The sequence below is a fragment of the Halorubrum sp. Boch-26 genome, assembly GCF_029889805.1.
Taxonomy (GTDB): Archaea; Halobacteriota; Halobacteria; order Halobacteriales; family Haloferacaceae; genus Halorubrum.
The window spans coordinates 1-19606 of sequence record NZ_JARANT010000050.1; the positions used below are offsets into that span (position 1 = coordinate 1).

The 19606-nt window shown below is 69.4% G+C and carries 18 protein-coding genes; 9 read left to right on the forward strand and 9 right to left on the reverse strand.

The window, feature by feature from the left end:
* Nucleotides 1–973, forward strand: a 973-nt coding sequence (locus tag OQF71_RS08750; RefSeq protein ID WP_280587110.1) for an HAD-IC family P-type ATPase, incomplete at its 5' end; no start/stop codon positions are given.
* 30 nt (nucleotides 974–1003) lie between these two features.
* On the opposite strand, the gene OQF71_RS08755 is transcribed toward OQF71_RS08750, so the two are convergent.
* From OQF71_RS08755 to OQF71_RS08775, 5 genes are all read right to left on the reverse strand, one after another.
* Nucleotides 1004–1246, reverse strand: a complete 243-nt coding sequence (locus tag OQF71_RS08755) for an Rdx family protein (protein ID WP_280587111.1) — start codon at nucleotides 1244–1246, stop codon at nucleotides 1004–1006.
* A gap of 115 nt (nucleotides 1247–1361) precedes the next feature.
* Nucleotides 1362–2480, reverse strand: a complete 1119-nt coding sequence (locus OQF71_RS08760) for a HAMP domain-containing sensor histidine kinase (protein ID WP_280587112.1) — start codon at nucleotides 2478–2480, stop codon at nucleotides 1362–1364.
* A gap of 91 nt (nucleotides 2481–2571) precedes the next feature.
* A complete protein-coding gene (locus OQF71_RS08765) occupies nucleotides 2572–3975 on the reverse strand; it encodes a heme o synthase (protein WP_280587113.1) in 1404 nt (467 codons plus the stop codon).
* Nucleotides 3976–4053: 78 nt separating this feature from the next.
* Nucleotides 4054–4554 carry an FAD synthase gene (locus OQF71_RS08770; protein WP_280587115.1) on the reverse strand — a complete coding sequence of 167 codons (501 nt, stop codon included), beginning with the start codon at nucleotides 4552–4554 and terminating at the stop codon, nucleotides 4054–4056.
* Nucleotides 4551–5072, reverse strand: coding sequence for a Mov34/MPN/PAD-1 family protein (locus tag OQF71_RS08775; protein ID WP_280587117.1), 522 nt, complete (start codon nucleotides 5070–5072; stop codon nucleotides 4551–4553). Before OQF71_RS08775 ends, OQF71_RS08770 begins: the two co-directional genes overlap by 4 nt.
* Before the next feature lie 164 nt (nucleotides 5073–5236).
* Here OQF71_RS08775 and OQF71_RS08780 point away from each other — a divergent pair, with 164 nt between their 5' ends.
* Nucleotides 5237–7183, forward strand: coding sequence for an OB-fold nucleic acid binding domain-containing protein (locus OQF71_RS08780; RefSeq protein ID WP_280587119.1), 1947 nt, complete (start codon nucleotides 5237–5239; stop codon nucleotides 7181–7183).
* 32 nt (nucleotides 7184–7215) lie between these two features.
* On the opposite strand, the gene OQF71_RS08785 is transcribed toward OQF71_RS08780, so the two are convergent.
* Nucleotides 7216–8967, reverse strand: coding sequence for a phospholipase D-like domain-containing protein (locus tag OQF71_RS08785; protein ID WP_280587120.1), 1752 nt, complete (start codon nucleotides 8965–8967; stop codon nucleotides 7216–7218).
* A gap of 54 nt (nucleotides 8968–9021) precedes the next feature.
* On the reverse strand, nucleotides 9022–10392 hold the full coding sequence (locus OQF71_RS08790; RefSeq protein WP_280587121.1) for a HEAT repeat domain-containing protein: 1371 nt from the start codon (nucleotides 10390–10392) through the stop codon (nucleotides 9022–9024).
* Between the two features lie 225 nt (nucleotides 10393–10617).
* Between OQF71_RS08790 and dpsA the strand changes: the two genes are divergently transcribed.
* Nucleotides 10618–11166 carry a DNA starvation/stationary phase protection protein DpsA gene (gene dpsA, locus OQF71_RS08795; protein ID WP_280587122.1) on the forward strand — a complete coding sequence of 183 codons (549 nt, stop codon included), beginning with the start codon at nucleotides 10618–10620 and terminating at the stop codon, nucleotides 11164–11166.
* Nucleotides 11167–11290: 124 nt separating this feature from the next.
* Here the strand turns inward: dpsA and OQF71_RS08800 are convergent, their stop codons facing one another.
* Nucleotides 11291–11704 carry an Lrp/AsnC family transcriptional regulator gene (locus tag OQF71_RS08800; RefSeq protein WP_280587123.1) on the reverse strand — a complete coding sequence of 138 codons (414 nt, stop codon included), beginning with the start codon at nucleotides 11702–11704 and terminating at the stop codon, nucleotides 11291–11293.
* A 96-nt stretch (nucleotides 11705–11800) separates the two neighbouring features.
* Between OQF71_RS08800 and carA the strand changes: the two genes are divergently transcribed.
* Nucleotides 11801–12862 (forward strand): glutamine-hydrolyzing carbamoyl-phosphate synthase small subunit, encoded by a 1062-nt coding sequence (gene carA / locus OQF71_RS08805; RefSeq protein ID WP_280587124.1) that lies wholly within the window; start codon nucleotides 11801–11803, stop codon nucleotides 12860–12862.
* Between the two features lie 90 nt (nucleotides 12863–12952).
* Entirely contained in the window at nucleotides 12953–13843 is an 891-nt protein-coding gene (gene surE, locus OQF71_RS08810; protein ID WP_280587125.1) for a 5'/3'-nucleotidase SurE, read from the forward strand.
* Between the two features lie 16 nt (nucleotides 13844–13859).
* Here surE and OQF71_RS08815 read toward each other — a convergent pair whose 3' ends face one another.
* A complete protein-coding gene (locus tag OQF71_RS08815) occupies nucleotides 13860–14087 on the reverse strand; it encodes a hypothetical protein (protein WP_280587126.1) in 228 nt (75 codons plus the stop codon).
* A gap of 434 nt (nucleotides 14088–14521) precedes the next feature.
* Here OQF71_RS08815 and OQF71_RS08820 point away from each other — a divergent pair, with 434 nt between their 5' ends.
* From OQF71_RS08820 to OQF71_RS08835, 4 genes are all read left to right on the forward strand, one after another.
* Nucleotides 14522–16282 (forward strand): glutamate--tRNA ligase, encoded by a 1761-nt coding sequence (locus OQF71_RS08820; RefSeq protein ID WP_280587128.1) that lies wholly within the window; start codon nucleotides 14522–14524, stop codon nucleotides 16280–16282.
* A 159-nt stretch (nucleotides 16283–16441) separates the two neighbouring features.
* Nucleotides 16442–16771: a ferredoxin family protein gene (locus tag OQF71_RS08825; protein WP_280587130.1), complete on the forward strand. Its 330-nt coding sequence runs from the start codon at nucleotides 16442–16444 to the stop codon at nucleotides 16769–16771.
* A gap of 232 nt (nucleotides 16772–17003) precedes the next feature.
* Complete coding sequence (locus tag OQF71_RS08830; protein ID WP_345781995.1) at nucleotides 17004–17879, forward strand: electron transfer flavoprotein subunit beta/FixA family protein; 876 nt, start codon at nucleotides 17004–17006, stop codon at nucleotides 17877–17879.
* A gap of 2 nt (nucleotides 17880–17881) precedes the next feature.
* On the forward strand, nucleotides 17882–19525 hold the full coding sequence (locus tag OQF71_RS08835) for an electron transfer flavoprotein subunit alpha/FixB family protein (RefSeq protein WP_280587134.1): 1644 nt from the start codon (nucleotides 17882–17884) through the stop codon (nucleotides 19523–19525).
* Nucleotides 19526–19606 lie beyond the last annotated feature (81 nt).

Consider the following 19606-nt stretch of genomic DNA (forward strand, 5'->3'; position numbering starts at 1 on the left):
CGGCGCGTCGCCCGACGAGGTGCGCCGTCGGGCGGCGGCGGTCGAGCGCGCCTCGGTCCACCCGATCGCCGAGGCGATCGTCGACGCCGTCGCGGGCGACGGCGGGGGTTCCGCACGCGACGACGCGACCGCCGCCGCGAGGGCGGCGACCGACGGGGGCGTGAGGACCGAAACCGGACCCGAAGACCCCCGAGCGGTCGACGCGTCCGGCGACGACACCGGAGCGAGTCCGTCGGCGACCGACGTGACGGTCTCGGACCGGGGCGTCACGGGCCGGATCGACGGCGACGCGGTCGTCGTCGGTCACCGGTCGCTGTTCGACGGGGGGGACTGGACCGTGCCGGCGTCGCTGGAGGCGGCCGGCCAGACGGCTCGCGACGAGGGCCGCGTTCCCGTCTTCGTCGGTTGGGAAGGGTCAGTCGTCGGCGTCCTCGTCGTCGGCGACGAGGTCCGCGACGGGTGGGAGGAAGTCGTCATCGATCTCGCCGAGAGCGGGCGACGCGTCGTTGTGCTCACCGGCGACTCGCCCGCCGCCGCCCGGCGGTTCGAGGACCACCCGGCCGTGGACGAGGTGTTCGCGGAGGTCCCGCCGGAGGCGAAGGCCGAGACCGTGCGGCGGCTCGCGGCGACCGAGCGCGTCGCCATGGTCGGCGACGGGAGCAACGACGCGCCCGCGCTCGCCGCGGCCGACCTCGGCGTCTCGATCGCGAGCGGGACGGACCTGGCGGCCGACGCCGCCGACGCCGTCCTCTTAGAGGACCGCCTCTCCGCGATCCCGGAGCTGTTCGCGGTCACGCGCGGGACGAACCGCCGACTCAGACAGAACCTCGGCTGGGCGTTCGTCTACAACGCGGCGGCGATTCCGATGGCGATCTCGGGCGCGCTCAACCCGCTGCTCGCCGCGCTCGCGATGGCGACCAGCAGTATCCTCGTGGTGACGAACTCCGCCCGGGCCGTGTATAAAGACGAGTAGGTCGGCGTCGCGCGGCGGCGCTGACCGGCGTCACGTGGCGGCGCCGACGTACGGCCTGACGGCCCGCACGATGGCGTTGACGTCGTACCCGTCTTCGGTCTTGTCGAAGACGACATCGCCGTCCGCCCGGACGACGAACACGCCGTCGTCGCCCGTTACCAAAGCGACCTCGTCGAGCTCCTCGCCGAACTGCCTGAGCAGCGCCGCCGAAACGTCCTGAGCGCGGTTCAACATGCCGCACGGCACGCAGTATTCGATCTCGACTCGGGTCATCTGTTCCCGGCTTCGCGTCGAACGGAGTTAAAACACGCCGAGCGTCGGCCGTCTCACGTCGGGCGTCACGCCGCACCGGCTCGGGCATCCGTCGCCCGACGCCGACCGATCGACGTCACCGATCGACGTCACCGATCTCAAACCGCGCGCCGCCGCGGTCCCCCTCGGTGATCCGCAACTCCCACCCGTGAGCATCGACGATCCGGTCGACGATCGCCAGACCGAATCCGGTTCCATCAGGGGACGACGTGAATCCCGTCTCGCACACTCGGTCGACCTGATCCGCCGGGATCCCGGCGCCGTCGTCCTCGAGGAAGAAGCCGTCGGTCTCGCCGAGCGTTCCCACCCGAACGGTCACGTCGCGGCCGCCGTCCTCGACCGCGTCGCCGGCCGCCCGGCCGCTCGTGGGTCCGTGTTCCACGCTGTTCCGAAAAAGGTTCTCGAAGACGTGCGACAGCCGGTCGCGGTCCGCCTGCACCGTCGCCGATCCGTCCACGCGAAGCGTCGCGTCCGCCGTGTCCACACGAGACCAGCACTCGCGCGCGCACTCAGCGATGTCGACGTCGCCGATGTCGTCGACGCTCTTCCCCTCGCGGGCGAGCGTGAGCGTCTCCTCGATTATCTCGTCCCTCCGGTCGAGGGCGGGATCGACCGCCTCCAGGTGTTCGTCCTCGGGGTGCACTCGCCTGGCGAGGTCGACCCGACCGCGGACGACGCTGAGTGGATTCCGGAGGTCGTGTGAGACGACGCTCGCGAACTCCTCGAGCCGGTCACGCTCGCGACGGAGTTCGTCCTGTCGGATCCGACTCCGCTCCGCCGCGACCTCGCGTTCGATCGCCTTCGCTTCGAACAGCCCGATGAGCAGTCCGACTCCGCCCCCGAAACTGATCGCCCAGCGGGCCCAACCGAACACCTGAAACGTTGACTCCGTCGGTAGCGTCGCCATGAATCCGATATTGACGAAGAGGAATCCAGAGGCGCCGGCGAACCACCACCGATTGAGCCGCTGGAACCGGGCGACCGAGAGATCGGACCGTGGGATCCAGTAGATGACGTACCCGACGCCGATAATTATCAGTATTGATGAATAAAGCCCCACCCAGTAGCCGGCGGGGGTAGAAACCATTCCGAAGGAGACTGCCGCGACTTCCGTGACTAGCGAGAAGAGGAATGCGACGCTGAGGCCCCAAACGGGCCACAGCGAGCGAACGGCTGCGTTCGGCGTGGTGTCCATTCAACTGCTGTAACTTCTTCGCAGAGCTTTATAATCCACCTCCATCTAGTTCTCACATTCGATATCTCCGCTCTCTCGTCGCCGGCCGCGCTCAGACGACGAGCGCGTCGAACACGACGGCGAACAGCAGGAGACCGAGGTAGGCGTTCGACGCGTGGAACGCGCGGAACGCCGCGGCCTCCGTCTGCTCGTAGTGGAGCCGGACGACCATCCACAGGAACACCGCGCCCAGCGCGACGCCGACGGCGGCGTAGAGCGCACCGAGCGGCTCGGCGACCACCGCGAGCGCGACCGCGGCGACGAGCGTCGCGCCCAAGTACCAGACGATGTGGCGGCGCGTCGCCGTCTCCCCGCGGACGACGGGCATCATCGGGAAGCCGCCGCGCTCGTAGTCGTCCTTGTACGCCAGCGCGAGGTTGTAGAAGTGCGCCGGCGTCCACAGGAAGATGACGAGGGCGAGCAGCAGCCCGCCACCGCCGACCTCGCCGGTCACCGCCGCCCAGCCGATGAGCGCCGGGAGGGCGCCCGCCGCGCCACCGATGACGGTGTTTTGCACCGTGTTCGGCTTCAACACGAGCGTGTAGACGACGCTGTAGAACAGGATCGCGACCAGCCCGAGGCCCGCGGTCAGCGGGTTCACCGACCAGAAGAGCCCGAGGGAGGCGGCCGTCAGCAGCAGGCCGAACGCGAGCGCGTTGCGCACCGGCACGAGGTCGGTCGCCAGCGGGCGGTCGTTGGTCCGCTGCATCCGCTTGTCGATGTCGCGCTCGAAGACGTGGTTGAACGTCCCCGACGCGCCGATCGAGAGCGCGCCGCCGGCGAGCGTCGCGGCCACGACGTACGGGGTGAACCCCTGTCCGCCGGCGAGCGCCATCGCCGCGGCGGCGACGAGGCAGAGCAGCCACATCAGACGGGGCTTCATCAGCCGGACGTAGGCGGCCGCGGTCGCCTTCAACCGGGGCACCGTCCCCGTCAGGGTCGCGGGCTCGGGTGCCTCGTCGACCGGCGGGAGGTCGTCCGTCCCCGCTTGGAAGTCGACGGGGGCGTCGTCCGGGACACCGGTCTCGGCTTCCAGCCACCACGCGAGGGCGGCGAGCACGGCGCCGAAGATGGCCACACCAAGCAGGAGGTGAGTAGCGCCCAGCGAGGCGGGGAGCTCGCCGACGGCGACGAGCGCGCCGACCGCGGACTGCGCCGGAAACAGTAGGACCGCGACCACGAGCGCGGCCCGGACCCGCCGGCTCGCCCCGTCGCGCCACGCGAGGGCGACCGAGAGGGCCACGAGGACGCCGACGACGGCGGCGATCGCGCGGTGACCGAGCGCTATCCAGCCGGCGGTCTCGGCGGGGAGCGCGGCGCCCCCGCCGCAGAGCGGCCAGCCCGAGCAGGCGGCCGCCGCCTCGGTGAGCGAGGTCGTGGCGCCGACGACGAGCAGGAGGTACACGCCCATCGCCGTCGCCGCGAGAACCGCGGGAAATCGATCGGGTATCGTCACTTACACCGGCTTGGGAACGGATCCATATATGTCCCGCGCTTCGGCGGATCCGCGTCGGACGCGGCCGGCGTGACGAAGCTATCGCCGCTTGCCGGCATCGCCGGACGCGGCGTCGTCGACCTCGCGCGAGCCGCCATCGACCTCGCCGGACGCCCCGCGTCGCCGGAGGACGCGGTCGACGATGTCGCCGCTGGAGAGCAGTTCGTCTTCGTACTGCGGCTCTCGCCCCGACGCCCGCTCGACGCGGCAGTCGATGTCGCGGGCCGCGAGCGCCTCGGCGATCCCCGCCTCGTCGTGGTGCTGGTCGAAGCCCAGCACGATCACGTCCGGGTCGAGCCGCTCGATGGGGACGAACACGTCCTCCGGATCGCCGAGATGGGCCTCGTCGACCGCGTCGAGCGCGGCGACCATGTCGCGCCGCTGGCGGGCACAGAGGATCGGATCGGGCTTGTGTGTGACGTTGTCGCTACGGGCGACGATGGCGTGGAGTTCGTCGCCGTACGTCGCCGCGTCCTCGAGGTAGTGGACGTGACCGGGGTGAAGCAGGTCGAACGTCCCCTGCGCGACGACCCGCGTCATCGGAACCACGAGAGGAAGCCGCCGTCGCCGCGGCGCTCCTCGCTGAGTTCGCTGTCGATGTCCTCCTGCGTGAAATCGAAGAAGTGCTCGTCGGGCACCTCGACGTCGAGCACGTCGAGGGTCGTCTGGTTCCCCTCGTTGTCGAACGCCTTCCAGTCGCCCCACCCGTAGGGGGCGCCGACGATGATGTGGACCCGTCCCTGTCCGAACGTCGCGAGGTCGGCCGCGCTCGGTCGGAGCGCCCCGTTCGGATGCGAGTGGACCGACCCGACCGCGCGCATGTCGTTCGGCTTCATGTGCGAGCGCACGCTCGCGCTCGTGGGATTCGACGTCGTGCCCGGAATGACGAGCACGTCGGTGATCACCTGTCCCTCCCGGTCGACGTCAAGCTTCCGGGCGTCGTCCGCGCGGAGGAACCCCATGTACTCGTTGGGGTGGGTCTCCTCGCTCGCCTCGAGGACGAACTCCATCGTCTCTCGGGCGATCCCGAGGAGCTCGTCCGAGCGGAACAGTCGCATACCCGAGCGAAGGCGCCGTCGCCCCATATGGGTTCCGGACCGGCCGACGGCGGGCGCGCGCCGCGGTCTGCGTCGCGGGCGATACAGCGATGTCGACTTGCGCGTCGAAACCGGGGGAGACGCGAGAGAACAGGCTTAACATCGGCCGTTCCCGAAGAACGTCTATGAGCGAGAACTACGCCGGGGATTCCGGCACGCGGGGCGATTCGAGCCCCGAACCCGACGCCGACGCGGCGCAGGGGGCGGCCGACGACCGGCCGACCGTCTACGATCTGGCACCCGACTGCACCCTCGAGGACGCCGAGGTCGACGCGCTGTATCACGCCGAGGTTAACGGGGTCGTCGACTACGGCGTCTTCGTCGACGTCTCCGACGCCCTGAGCGGGCTCGTCCACGAGTCGAACATCGACGGCAACTACGCGGTCGGCGACCGACTCGTCGTCCGGCTGACCGAGGTGAAGGAGAACGGCGACGTCGCGTTCGACGACGAGAATCCCGACGACTACCGCACCGAGACGGTCGCCCACGAGCCGACCGTCTCCCGCGTCCGCGGGCTTTCGCCGGGCGACGAGGTCACCGTCGAGGGCGAGGTCGTGCAGGCGAAACAGACCGGCGGCCCGACGATCTTCGCCGTCGCCGACGCCTCCGGCGTCGTCTCCTGTGCCGCCTTCGAGGCGGCCGGCGTCCGCGCGTATCCCGAGGTCGCGGTCGGTGACATGGTCCACGTCAGCGGAACCGTCGAGACCCGCGCGAACGCCCTCCAGCTGGAAGTCGACTCGCTGCGGCGACTCCCCGACGAGCGCGCCGCGGAGGCCCGCGAGCGGTTCGAGGCCGCGCTCGACGAGCGCGCCGCGCCCGCCGACGTCGATCCCCTCGTCGAGTGGGAGGCGTTCGAGCCGATCCACGAGGACCTCCGCGAGCTGGCCCGACTCCTTCGCCGGACCGTACTCTCCGGACGCCCGATCCGCGTCCGTCACCACGCCGACGGCGACGGGATGTGCGCGGCGATCCCGGTACAGCTCGCCCTGGAGGGCTTCGTCCGCGACGTGCACGAGGACCCCGACGCGGCGCGCCACCTGTTCAAGCGGCTCCCGAGCAAGGCGCCGTACTACGAGATGGAGGACGTCACTCGCGACCTGAACTTCGCCTTAGAAGGGCGCGCCCGCCACGGCCAGAAGCTCCCCTTCCTCCTGATGCTCGACAACGGGTCGACCGAGGAGGACGTCCCCGCCTACGAGAACCTCGCGCACTACGACATCCCCATTTCGGTCGTCGACCACCACCACCCCGACCCCGAGGCGGTCGAGCCGCTGCTCGACGCCCACGTCAACCCGTACCTCCACGGCGAGGACTACCGGGTCACCACGGGGATGATGTGCGTCGAACTCGCCCGGCTGATCGACCCGTCGATCTCCGAGGAGCTCGAACACGTCCCCGCGGTCGCCGGGCTCTCCGACCGCTCGAAGGCGGAAGCGATGGACGACTACGTCGCGCTCGCCGCGGACGCCGGCTACGACGAGTCCGACCTGCTCGACATCGGCGAGGCGCTCGACTACGCCGCCCACTGGCTGCGCTACTCCGAGGGGAAGACGCTCGTCAACGACGCCCTGAACGTCGGTTGCGATGACGAGGAGCGCCACGAAGAGCTCGTCGAGTTCCTCTCCGAGCGCGCCGAGCGCGACGTCGACCGGCAGCTCGACGCGCTCGACGATCACGTCGAGCACGAGCGACTCGCCTCCGGCGCGCACCTCTACCGGATCGACCTCGACGAGTACGCCCATCGGTTCACCTACCCGGCGCCCGGGAAGACGACCGGCGAGCTCCACGACACGCGCGTCAGGGAGACGGGCGATCCCGTCATCACGATCGGCTACGGGCCGGACTTCTGCGTGCTCCGATCCGACGGGGTCCGCCTCGACATCCCGAACATGGTGACCGAGCTGAATCAAGAGCTGCCGGAGGCGGGCGTCTCCGGCGGCGGTCACCTCGTCGTCGGCTCGATCAAGTTCGTGAAGGGCCGCCGGAGCGCGGTCATCGAAACCCTCGTCGAGAAGATGGCCGAGGCGGAGATCGACGAGGCGCTCTCGTCGACGGCCGCGCTCGACGACTGAACGTCTCGGATCCGCGATTTTTCGCCCGCCCCTCACGCGAACGACACTTCTCTGCGAGCGACGACGACGGCGCCCGCGATCGCGATTCCGAGTCCGCCCGCGAATCCGACCGGCAGATGGATCCCGCCCCCGCGCCAGTCGGCCGCGTACGCGCGAGCGTAGAAGTCGGCGACTCCCTCGTCCTCGACCGCGAGCAACACCTCTCGGTTCTCCGTCGCCGAGCCCGCGTTCCAGTTGAGGCTCCCGACGACCGCCGTGTCGTCGACGACGACGCCCTTCGCGTGGACCTTCCCGTACCGCCCGCGCGGCTCCGCGACGCCGACCTCGATCGGCTCGTCCGCGAGCGCCTCGACGAGCGCGCGGTTCGCCTCCCGGTCGTACCACGCGTTCGACAGCAGCAGGTGGACGTCGACGCCGCGCTCGGCGGCCCGCCGGAGCGCGCGGACGATCCGGTTGTCCGGACCACCGGTTCGCGGGACCAGCGCCAGCACGCGCTCGTCGGCGGCGTCGATCCGCGTGACCAGTCGGTCGGCGCCGTTGCCGGGCGCCGTCAGGAGTTCGACGTCCGCCGTCGTCGACGCGGGCGGCTCGAAACGCGTCGGGTAGCTCCCGTTCGCCGTGCCCCCGTCGTGGAACTCGGTGTCCGTGCGAAACGCCTCCCACGATCGGGCGTCGGCCGCCGTGGCGTCCGCGCGGAACAGGGCGGCGAGGTCGTCGGCGGTCGTCTCGGCGTCCGCTTCGCTCGGTGGTCCGCCCGTCACGACGCCCCACCCGCGGTTCGTCCGGCCGCCGGTACCGGACGGCTTCCAATTCTCGGTGAGAACGACTGCACGGTCGTCGGCGACGGCGTACTTCGCGTGGTGAAAGCGGAACCGCTCCGGCTCGCCGTCGAGGACGCGCACCTCGACGCCGGCGGCGGCAACCCGGTCTACGAGTCGGGCGCTCCGCGCGGAGAACCCGCCGACCGGTGACCCCTCGACAAGCACGCGAACCTCGACGCCGCGATCGGCGGCGGCGACGAGCAGGTCGGCGACGCGCTCGGAACTCAGCGTGTAGCCGGCGAGCAGCAGGCGGTCGTCGGCCCCGCGCAGCGGCTCGACCGGCGCGCTCGGAGTGTCCGGCAGCACGAACGGCCGCACGGTCGCGTTCGTCGTTCGGGCCGCTTGCCGCGGGTCGTAGCCCCGCGGTCGCCACTCGCCCCAGTCCGCGCGCCAGCGGTGTCCTTCGGGCGCGCGGTCGTAGCTGACCACGGCGACCGCCGTCCCGTTCCGCCGGAGCTCAATCCGGTCGCCGGACGCCGAGAGCGGGAAGTAGCCGTCGAGCGCGCGGAGTTCGGGCGTTCCGGCGCCGCCATCGTGGGCGCCGTGGACGCCGACCGCGGTCTCGTCGTCGAGCAGCGCCGTCGCGTTCGCGGGGTCCATCGAGAGCGCGACGACGCCGCTCGCGTTCGCCGGGATCTCAGCCTCGTAGTAGCCGTCCGAAAGCGACCAGTTCCCGCGCTCGGGGAGCCGGACGACGAGGTACTCACCGCGGTTCTCCGTCGCCGTCGGGTTCGGAAACAGTTCGAGGATTCGCGGCTGTTCGGCCACGAGCGTCCGGTTCTCCGGCCCGTCGTTCGACTGCGCGCCGACGGTTCCCGGGTCGGTTCCGGCGACTTCCGAGCCGGCCCCGTCGTCACCCGCGGCCGCGACCGGCGCGGCGATCGTCAGGACGAGCAGCCCGAGTGCGACGGCGGTGACGCTCGCTATCGAAGTCTTTGCGGGACGGGAGGGTGCGGGCGACACGGAGGCTCTTCCCCCGGCATCGCATAAGAAACATCGGCCGAACGGCGGCCGGCGTCAGGCGGTCGTCAACGCCGCGTCAAGGGAGCGCTGTGCCTTCTCGCCCTCGGTCGAGACGAGGAACGAGTGCTCGTCGGCGTACTCGGCGACGGTTTCGAGGGCGTCGCGGGTACCGATCTGGCGGAGCGCCCAGGCGGCCGCGGCGCGCACGTCGTCCGAGCCATCGTCGGCGAGCACGTCGGCGAGGGGATCGACCGCGCGAGTGTCGCCGATGAGTCCCAGCGCGCGCGCCGCGCGGGGGCGCACGAGTTCTTCGGTTTCGTCGTCGACGAGCGCGTTCGCGAGCGGCTGAACCGCCTCGCTCGCACCGATCTCGCCGAGCGCTTTGAACGTCGCCTTCTGGAGCTGCGGGTTCGATCCCTCGGGGACGTACTCCACGAGCGTCTCCGTCGCCTCCTCGGCGGCCATCTTCCCGAGGATACGGATCGCGAACTGGTTACGCTTCTCCGCACGACCGAGCAGCTCCTCGACCGAGGCCTCGGTCTTCCCGCGTTTGCCCATGCGTTCGAGCGCTTCGAGACAATGCCGCTCCATGAAATCCGACGTGAGCGAGTCGAGCGCGAGCAGGACCATGTCGACGTTGCCACGCGTCTCGTGCTCCTTCAGCGCGGCCCACTCCACCGGGAAGTCCTTGTAGTGGCCGAGCACGTCGTAGTATCCCTCGGCGCGGAGCTGTTCGTGCGTCTCGAGGTCGTCCCACTCCTCGGCGTCGTCGAGCCCGGACTCGAGCGCGTCTGTCGCCTCGATGAGGGCGGCGATCGTCGCCGCGTCGTCGTCGGGGTCGAGGTCGGCGTCCGCGACGCCCGCCGCGACCGCGTCGAGCGCGGAGACGAGGGCCTCGAGGTCGTCGCTCTCGGGAGTCGCGTCGACGGCGACAGACTCCTCGGCCGCCTCGACGAAGGCCGTCACCGCCGCCGCGGCGTCGTCGCGGCCGTCGGCGGTCCACTCGGTCTCTTCGAGCGTCGCGCCGGCGCTCTCGATCGCGTCGACGACGTCCTCGGCGTAGGGACCGCGCGCCTCCTCGACGTTCCCGCGCAGCTCTGCGACGCGGTCTTCGAGGTCCCCACGCGGGTCGTCGGCGTCTTCGTCCTCCTCGTCCGGCTCGGGGAGGTCAGCTCCCTCGATCCCCGACTCAGCGTCGTCGAGGAGCGCGTCGACGTCGTCGAGGTCCGCCTCGGTTTCGGCGTCGTCGAGGAGCGCCGCGATCTCATCGAGGTATTCGTTCAGGGATTCCTCGGTCGCTTCGTCGGGAAGCGTGGGCGTGGCGGCCGCGTCCGTCGGCTCGCCGGCGTCGGCTTCCTCCTCCGCGTCGTCCGCGGCGTCGGCCTCCTCGGAGGCGTCGGCCGGGTCGTCATCGCCGTTGCTCATACCACGAACTGCGCGCGTACTCCATTAAGACGTTTCCCTTCGCGGGCGAGATGGACGGCCGCGGCGAGCGGGAGGTGACGGCGAACTTCGATCGGACCGGACTCTTCCACCCCGCAAACTCGCCGAGGGGTGTGATAAATATTGAAAAATAATTTTCAACATTTGGAACTCTGGTTATCATCATGAAAACAGTTAAGTGCCCTGCGAGCCTATCCAGAGGTAGACATGAGTACACAGAAAGAGGCCCGCCAACGCTACGGAGACGTTCACGAGAGCGAAGCGCTCCGCGTCCCGGAGGAGAAGGCAGAGCAGCTCGTCGACGCGCTCAACACCGACCTCGCGGCGACGTACGTGCTCTACCACCAGGTGAAAAAGCACCACTGGCTCGTCGAGGGCGCCGAGTTCCACGACATCCACCTCTACCTCGGCGAGGTCGCGGCCGACCTCGAAGAGGGCGCCGACGTGCTCGCCGAGCGCGCGCAGGCGCTCGGTGGCGTACCGCTGTCGGGCGGCGCGAACTACGAAGAGCACGCCCCGGTGAGCCCGGAGGACGCCGACGCCTACGACATCCGGACGGGGCTTGAAAACGACCTGGAGATCTTCGGCGACATCACGGAGATGCTCCGCGAGCACATCCAGCTCGCCAACAACCTCGGCGACTACAACACCGAAGAGCAGCTCCGCGAGATCCTCATGGACGTCGAGGAGCACGGACACCACCTCGAGCACTACCTAGAGGACGACACCCTCGTCACCCAGGGTACGCTCGAATAGACGCGTCTCGGCCGTCGCTTCCCGACTGACGGACTCGCCGACGCGCTCGCCCTCTCGTTATTTTTCGGATCGCCAGCGGCAGCCCCGACCGAGCCGATTGCTTCTCAACCGAGCCGATGGCTTCTCAACCGAGCCGCTCGTCTAGGATCAGCCGCGTCTTCGTCGACTTCACCTCGTCCATCTCTCGGGCCTGCGAGATCAGTTCGTTGACGGCGCGCGTGTCGACGGCGTCGACGACGAGCACGACGTCGTCCTCGCCGGACACCTGCCAGACGAAGTCCACCTCCTCCCACTCGACCATGCGATCACCGACTGCGGCGGTGTCGACGTTCATCTCCACCGAGATCTCGATCATCGCCTTCACGTTGCCGGTGCGGGTCGTGACGGTGAACCGCTCGATGACCCCTTCTTCGGTCATGCGGTCGACGCGGTTGCGCACGGTTCCCTCCGAGGTGCCGACCCGTTCGGCGATCTCCGTGTAGGGGGTTCGCGCGTCCCGTCGCAGGATCGAGAGGATCCGGCGGTCGAGGTCGTCCATATCCGAACCACTCCCTCCGACGACTTACTCGTTACGAATATCGTAACGTAACTACGAACGACGCATTTATTACCCTTTGCGCGTACGTTTCTCGTAATGTCGGACGCCTATATCGCGCTGGCCGACGGTCGCGTGCTCGAAGCGCGCGCTCGTGCGCCGGGGCGCACCCGCGGCGAACTGGTGTTCACGACCGCGTACACCGGCTACGAGGAGTCGCTCACCGACCCCTCCTACGCCGAACAGATCCTCACCTTCTCGTACCCCTTGATCGGGAACTACGGCGTCCGAACCGAGCGGTTCGAGTCCGAGTCGGTTCAGCCGCGCGCGATGATCGCCCGCGAGCTGACCGACGACGTCGCCGAGTGGCTCGCCGGCGAGGAGATCCCCGCCGTCGACCACGTCGACACCCGGGAGATCGTCACCACCGTCCGCGAGGAGGGCGCGATGGCCTGCGGGATCGCCGCCGGGCCGGACGCGACCCCCGAGGACGCGGTCGAAGAGATGGAGGCGTGCGAGCCGATGAGCGACCACGTCGACATCGGCGCGCAGGTCTCCGTGACGGAGACGACCGTCCACGAGGGCGGCGGCGCCGCCGACGTCGCGATGCTCGACTGCGGCGCGAAGGGTTCGATCATCTCCTCGCTCACCGAGCGCGGCGCGGACGTCCACGTCCTCCCGTACGACGCGACCCCCGAGGACGTCGCCGAGATCGATCCCGACGTCCTCTTCGTCTCGAACGGCCCGGGTGACCCGGAGAACTTCGTCGCCGCCCAGGAGGTCGTCGACGCCTTCGCCGGCGACCTGCCGATGGCCGGTATCTGTCTCGGCCAGCAGGTGATCACGAGCGCGCTCGGCGGCTCGACCGAGAAGATGATGTTCGGCCACCGCGGCGTCAACCAGCCCGTCAAGGACCTCCGCAGCGAGAAGGTCGTGATGACGACGCAGAACCACGGCTACACGGTCGACGACACCGGTCCGCTGGAGGTGACGCAGGTGAACGTCAACGACGACACCGTCGAGGGGCTCGACAGCGAGGAGCTCGACGTCATCACCCGCCAGTATCACCCCGAGGCGAACCCCGGTCCGCACGACTCGCTCGGCTTCTTCGACGAGGTGCTGGAGCTCGCGGAGGAGACGCAGCACGTCGCCGCCGACTGACCGCCGCATCGCTCGTCGCTCCGCCCGCGGCGACCGCCGCGTTCGCCCGCTACCGGCGACGTTTTCACCCGTCCCGCCGCAGAATCTTCCATGACTCTCGAGATCCTCCTCACCAACGACGACGGGATCGACGCCGTCGGAATCCGGGCGCTCTCCGACGCGCTCTCGCGCGAGCACGACGTGACGGTCGTCGCGCCGAACCAAAACCAGTCCGGCGTCGGCGGCACCCGCTCGTGGTGGGAGACCACGGTGGAGTACACGGAGACGGACGCCGGCTACGCCGTCGAGGGGACCCCCGCCGACTGCGTCGCCGTCGCCGAGGTGGCGCTTGACCTCGACCCGGACATCGTCGTCTCCGGCTGTAACCACGGGCCGAACATCGGCGCGCACATCCTCGGGCAGTCAGGGACGGTCGGCGCCGCGATGGAGGCCGCCTTCCTCGGCACGCCCGCGATCGCCGTCTCGCTGTACGACCGCGGAAACCTTCCGGTGCCGCCGACCCTCGACAACGGCGACTTCGCGCTCGCGGCCGAGGCGGTACTCGACCTGCTTGAGCGCGTCGAGGGCGTCGAGGGCGACGAGGGGGCGGCCCTCCCGTTCGGCGCCGACGTGCTGAACGTCAACGCGCCGGCCGCGGACGACGAGGCGGCCGCCGACCCGACCTACCGGCTGACGGAGCCCGCGCGCGGCTTCGACGTGATCGAGTTCCGGCCGGGCGAAGCGTCTCCGGACGAAGAGCACCCGGACGAGCGAGGGTTCGGCGAGCGGCGCGGCGAGATGGGGATGGAGCTCCGCGACCGCTTCTGGCGGGAGTTCCTCCGCGGCGACGTCGCCGACGACCCGGGGTCGGACCGGCTCGCGGCGGTCGAGGGCGAGGTGAGCGTCTCGCCGCTGTCGTCGTCGCGGTCCGTCGCCGGCGACCGCGCGGGCGAGGTCGTCGCGGTCGGTGCCGAGGAGCCACTGCGTCCGGACGACGACTGAGCCCGAGGGCGTGATCCTACCGACGCCGACCCGGCTGCCGCCCGCCACCGGTGAACTCGTCGGCGAGCCGACCGAGGTACCACACGAGCAGCAGTCCCAACAGGAGCCCGACGCCGACGGCGGCGAGCAGCTCCAGCGGCGTCGGGTTCCACTGGAGGGCGATGAGCGGCGGCGAGACGGCAACGAGCAGGAGGAAGCCGGCCTTGATCTTGCGGTTCCCGGCGTCGCGTTCCGCGTCCGACATGGGCCCTACCACGCCGACCCCTCCGTCGGTCGGAGGGCGCGTCGAGCCGCTCCCGTGTTCATACCCTATCCACGGCGCGACGCGATATCAAGCCGGCGAACCGCGATGACCGGACGCCGCAAATTGCACATGTATCTTGTCTGCAGTTGATAAGCGTATCGACCGTTCACCGTCGTCTCGGTCCGGGACCGGCAGTATTCGACCGTAAACGATCTCGGTCGTTTAAGTCCGTCTGTGCGCTGGATCGGGATGCCCCTACCCGCGGATCCGCTATCCGTGGCCGTCCCTCCGGCCCCGCTCTCGCGTGGCGTTCCTCTGGTTCCGCTCTCGCGGAGCGGTTCGCCCCGTAGCGGTGCGGCCGCCGTCCGCGTGGGTGACCTCCCACAGACGGCTGTTCCGCGGCGCTTTTGAGCCGACCCCGACAACCGAGGGGCATGGACGACGAACTCCGCGAGCGCGTCGAGGCGGCCGGCGAGGCCGCCGCGCTGTTCAACGCTCTCAAACACGGTAGCGACCCGGACGTGGGCGCCATCATGGGCCCGCTAATGGGCGAGAACCCCGACTTCCGACCGCACGGCGACGAGATCCCGGGCGTCGTCGCGCCGGTCGTGAATCGGGTCGCCGGGATGGACGAGGCCGAGCGCCGCGAGCGGCTCGCCGAGCTCGCGCCCGACAGGCTCGCGGAGCTTGAGGCGGACGACGAGGAGGACGAGCACGTCCTCCCCGAGCTCCCGAACGCCGAGGACGGCGAGGTCGTGATGCGCGCCGCGCCGAACCCCAACGGCCCGTGGCACGTCGGTCATGCCCGGATGCCCGCGGTTATCGGGACGTACAAGGAGCGGTACGACGGCGAGTTCATCTGCCGGTTCGACGACACCGACCCGGAGACGAAACGGCCCGACCTCGACGCGTACGGCGCCATCTTGGAGGACATCGAGTACCTCGGTTTCGAGGCCGACCGCGTGCTGAAGGCGTCCGACCGGCTCGACACCTACTACGAGCACGCCCGCGACCTGATCGACGCCGGCGGCGCGTACACCTGCTCGTGCTCCGGGGAGACATTCTCCGCGCTCAAAAACGACGCCGAGGCGTGTCCGCACCGGGACAAGGACAGCGAGACGGTCCACGAGGAGTTCGACGCGATGGTCGCGGGCGAGTACGACGCCGGCGAGATGGTCCTCCGCGTGCGGACCGACATCGAGCACAAGAACCCCGCGCTCCGCGACTGGGTCGCGTTCCGAATGATCGACACGCCGCACCCGCGTGAGGCGGCGGCCGACTACCGCTGTTGGCCCATGCTCGACTTCCAGTCCGGCGTCGACGACCACCTCACGGGGGTCACCCACATCATCCGCGGTATCGACCTCCAGGACTCCGCGAAGCGTCAGCGGTTCGTCTACGACTACTTCGGGTGGGCGTACCCCGAGGTGCTCCACTGGGGTCACGTCCAAGTCGACGAGTACGACGTGAAGCTCTCCACGTCGACGATCAAAAAACTCATCGAGGACGGCGAGCTGACCGGCTGGGACGACCCGCGCGCGCCGACGATCCGATCCATGCGCCGCCGCGGCATTCGGGGACGGGCCCTCGTCGACTCGATGACGGAGCTGGGGATGTCCACCTCCGACGTCGACCTGGCGATGTCGTCGGTGTACGCGAACAACCGCGACCTCGTCGACGACGGCGCGGACCGGTACTTCCTCGTGCGCGACCGCGAGGAGGACCCCGCGGTCGAGCTCGCCGTGGTCGGCGGCCCCGACGCCGGACACCCGCCGCTGCATCCCGACCACGAGGATCGCGGCACCCGCACCGTCCCCGCCGGACGCGTCCTGATCGAGGAGTCCGATCTCCCAGCGCGCGGCGACCGCGTCTGGCTCAAGGGGTTCGGCTGTGTCCGGTACACTCGGAACGCGTTCGAGTACGTCGGCGACGATATCGAGGTCGTCCGCGAGGGCGACGTCGACGTCATTCACTGGGTCCCCGCGGACGAGAGCTTGGAGACGCTCATGCGAACGGTCGAGAGCGACGTGCGCGGGTTCGCCGAGCCCGCGATCGCAGACGCCGCCGTCGACGACGTGGTTCAGTTCGAGCGCGTCGGGTTCGCCCGCCTCGACGACTTCGCCCCCGAACCGACCGGCGAGGCGTCCGGGCCGACCGGCGAGGAGGACCTCGTCACCTACTACGCGCACCCGTGAGTCGCTTCGAGTCGGCCGCTCGTAGGCCGATCGGAGCCCCGGCCGCCGTCGTCCGCCGGCCGGCTACCGACAACGGGAACCGTCGTTTTCGACCGTTCACCGGCGTCTCCCGTCCTGTCGCCGGATTTATATACTGAGCAACGGACGGATCGCCTATAGATGGCCATCGATCCGAACTTCGAGGAGACCCGCGAGCAGGCCGGTGAGGAGAACGGCGTGGCGGTGTGGGGTCCGGTCGACCAGCCCGAGGAGCTGGGCATCCGCGGTACCCACGTCGCCGTCGACTTCGACATCTGTCTGGCCGACGGCGCGTGTCTGGAGGACTGTCCGGTCGACGTGTTCGAGTGGGTCGACACACCCGGCCACTCCGAAAGCGAGATCAAGGCGAACCCCACCAACGAAGACCAGTGTATCGACTGCATGCTCTGTGTCGACGTGTGTCCGGTCGACGCGATCGACGTCGACCCCGGCCGAGCCGGTCGCATCTGAGACGGCCCCCGTCGTCGCCGCCGCACCGCCGGTTGATCCTCTGGTTCGGCCGCCAGCGTCTATTTTTCTCGCGTGTTCCGCCTCGCTTCCCACCTTTCATACTTCTGCTGTCATTTCTCTCTCGCCGCTCCCTTCCGGTACCGAGCGCTCTCGGTCGGGACCGTCCGAACGTATTGTCTCACACAAAGGACTATTAGGAATCGTGATAATCGACAGCTGAAGAATGGCAACTATACACACAGTCGTGCTGACCAAAGGCGTCCCGGACTTCCGCGAGGGAAAGGTGGCGTTCGACGAGGACGGTCACCTGGAGCGCGGAAAGACGCCCACGGTCATGAATCCGAACGACAAGGTCGCGCTGCGAGCGGCGCTTCAAGAGAAAGTACGCCACGGGGGGACGGTCTCCCTGATGAGCATGGGGCCGCCGGGCTACGGGGAGGTCCTCCAAGAGGGTATGCGAGCGGTGTACGCCGACGACCTCTATCTCCTCTCCGACCGGGAGATGGCCGCGGCCGACACCTGGGCCACGTCGATCACCGTCGCGACGGGGCTCTCGAAGCTCGACCCCGTGCCGGATCTGGTCGTTGCGGGGTTTAAAACGGCCGACGGGGAGACGGGCCACACCGGGCCGCAGACGACTTGGTGTCACCACATGAACGATGAGCTTCCCGACCGCTCGCTCGTCACCCACGTGATCGCGCTCGACGTCGACCCGGACGCGGGCACGCTCCGCGCGAAACGGCTGGTCAAGGGCGACGTGGCGGAGGTCGAGACCGTCGAGACCGACCTCCCAGCGATCGTCGTCACCGACCCGGAGTTCGAGCCGAGCTATCGCAAGGCCGACCACCGACTCCGGTACAGGGACCTCCGAGAGGAGGCGACCGACCGCGCAGAGTCGTACGAGGAGCACCTCACGACGTGGAATCACGAGGACCTCAACCTCGATCCGGACTTCATCGGGCTCGACGGGTCGCCGACGATCGTCTCCGGCGTTGACCCGATCCCGAAGGAGCCGTCGGAGCGCGAGGCGACAGTGGTATCGCCGGACGACGCCGACGGGATGGACGCTGTCGTGGACGAGATGGCGCCGTTCGCGGGGGGTGACTGACCGTGGTCGACATCGACCCCACCGAACACGAGATCGCGGAGCTCGGTCCGGAAGTCAACGGCGTCGACGACCTCGAGGAGCTGGCGGAGATGCTCGAACTGGAGCGCGAGGGGCCCGACCGCGGCCCGGTTCAGACGCTGATCGAGAGCCGGATCGAGACGCTGGAATCGGAGGCGGAAAGCGGGGACGAAGCGGTCGATCCCGCCGAGGTCGACCCCGCGGAGCTGTCGATCGCGGAGGTCGCCAACATGGTTCGCGGGGTCGACGACCCCGACCTCCTCCGGGATCTGCTCGACCGCGAACGGGACGGCGAGGACCGCGACGGCGCGGTCACGCGGATCGAGAGCCGCATCGAAGCGATCGAGGGAACCGAGCAGGGGGACGACGAGGGCGGGCCCGAGTACGTGCCGCCGGAGGAGAAACACCCGGACCTCGACCACCCGACCGCCGACAAGACGTACGTCGAGGGCGTCTCCGGCGAGACGTACCGCGACATGTGGGTGTACTGCGAGACTCAGCAGGGCGAACTCGTCGACGCCTCGAAGGAGATCCTCGGCAAGGCCGACGAGCTGATGGACGGCTACGCCGAGCGATACGGCGACGAGGAGGACGTGATCGCGGTCCTCATCGGAGACGACGTCGCCGACCTCGCCGAGGAAGCGATCGCGTACGGTGCGGATCGCGCGATCTACCACGATGACGAACGGCTCTCCCGGTTCCGCCACAAGCCGTACACGGAGATATTCGTACAGATGTGCCGGGACTTCGAGGCGGACTGGCGCGACTACCACGAGCCGCGCTACACCGTGTTCCCGGCGACCCACAACGGCCGCGACCTCTCCGCGCTCGTGCAGGCGGAGCTCGACTCCGGGCTCGCCTCCGACTGCTCGGACCTGTACATCGAGGAGGCGATGATCTCCAATCCCGCGAAGACGGGGACGGCGGGCGATAGCGAGGAGTTCGAGCGCGTGCTCCACATGCCTCGCCCGGACTTCTCGGGGTTCGAGTACTCGACCATCCTCTGTATCGACAAGCCGCACCGCGACTTCCACCCGCAGGGGGCCAGCGTCATCCCCGGGGCCTTCGATCTCCCCGATCCCGACCCGGAGCGCGAGGGCGAAGTCGTCGAACACGACCTCGACGTTCCGGACGACTGGTTCCAGGTCGACGTGGTGGAGTACGACCGGCTGGAGGAGGGCGTCGACCTGACCGGCCACGACGTGATCGTCGCGCTCGGCCGGGGGATCGGCGACGATCCCACCGAGGGGATCGAGCTCGGCGTAGATCTCGTGGACGCGTTCGACGACGCCGCCCTCGGGCTCTCGCGGGGCGTCATCACCGCCTCCTACGAGTTCGCGGGCCACGTCGTGGACTACGTGAGCGAGGAGCGACAGATCGGCGAGTCCGGGCAGGTCGTCGAGCCCGACGTGTACGTCGCGGCCGGCATCTCCGGCGCGGTCCAGCACAAGGTCGGCATGGACGAGTCCGACACGATCGTCGCGATAAACGAGGACCCCGAGGCCGACATCCGGGAGTTCTCCGACTACTTCGTCGAGGGCGATCTGTTCGAGGTGTTGCCCCGGCTGACGGCGGCGATCGAGGAGGGTGGTTCCGTCGCGGCGATGGAGGGGGTGGCCGATGACTGACGACGGGGCGGTTGACGCCGCCGGATCGGCCGATCACGAACACTACGAGGCGGTCGTCGTCGGGGCGGGCCCGGGCGGGGC

Excerpts from the sequence above, each read along its gene's own strand:
- OQF71_RS08780 (WP_280587119.1), top strand. The coding sequence starts at position 5,237 with ATGAGCGAGAACTACGCCGGGGATTCCGGCACGCGGGGCGATTCGAGC.
- carA (WP_280587124.1), top strand. The coding sequence starts at position 11,801 with ATGTCGGACGCCTATATCGCGCTGGCCGACGGTCGCGTGCTCGAAGCG.
- OQF71_RS08755 (WP_280587111.1), bottom strand. The coding sequence starts at position 1,246 with ATGACCCGAGTCGAGATCGAATACTGCGTGCCGTGCGGCATGTTGAAC.
- OQF71_RS08820 (WP_280587128.1), top strand. The coding sequence starts at position 14,522 with ATGGACGACGAACTCCGCGAGCGCGTCGAGGCGGCCGGCGAGGCCGCC.
- OQF71_RS08775 (WP_280587117.1), bottom strand. The coding sequence starts at position 5,072 with ATGCGACTGTTCCGCTCGGACGAGCTCCTCGGGATCGCCCGAGAGACG.
- OQF71_RS08800 (WP_280587123.1), bottom strand. The coding sequence starts at position 11,704 with ATGGACGACCTCGACCGCCGGATCCTCTCGATCCTGCGACGGGACGCG.
- surE (WP_280587125.1), top strand. The coding sequence starts at position 12,953 with ATGACTCTCGAGATCCTCCTCACCAACGACGACGGGATCGACGCCGTC.
- OQF71_RS08825 (WP_280587130.1), top strand. The coding sequence starts at position 16,442 with ATGGCCATCGATCCGAACTTCGAGGAGACCCGCGAGCAGGCCGGTGAG.
- dpsA (WP_280587122.1), top strand. The coding sequence starts at position 10,618 with ATGAGTACACAGAAAGAGGCCCGCCAACGCTACGGAGACGTTCACGAG.
- OQF71_RS08760 (WP_280587112.1), bottom strand. The coding sequence starts at position 2,480 with ATGGACACCACGCCGAACGCAGCCGTTCGCTCGCTGTGGCCCGTTTGG.
- OQF71_RS08815 (WP_280587126.1), bottom strand. The coding sequence starts at position 14,087 with ATGTCGGACGCGGAACGCGACGCCGGGAACCGCAAGATCAAGGCCGGC.
- OQF71_RS08770 (WP_280587115.1), bottom strand. The coding sequence starts at position 4,554 with ATGACGCGGGTCGTCGCGCAGGGGACGTTCGACCTGCTTCACCCCGGT.
- OQF71_RS08790 (WP_280587121.1), bottom strand. The coding sequence starts at position 10,392 with ATGAGCAACGGCGATGACGACCCGGCCGACGCCTCCGAGGAGGCCGAC.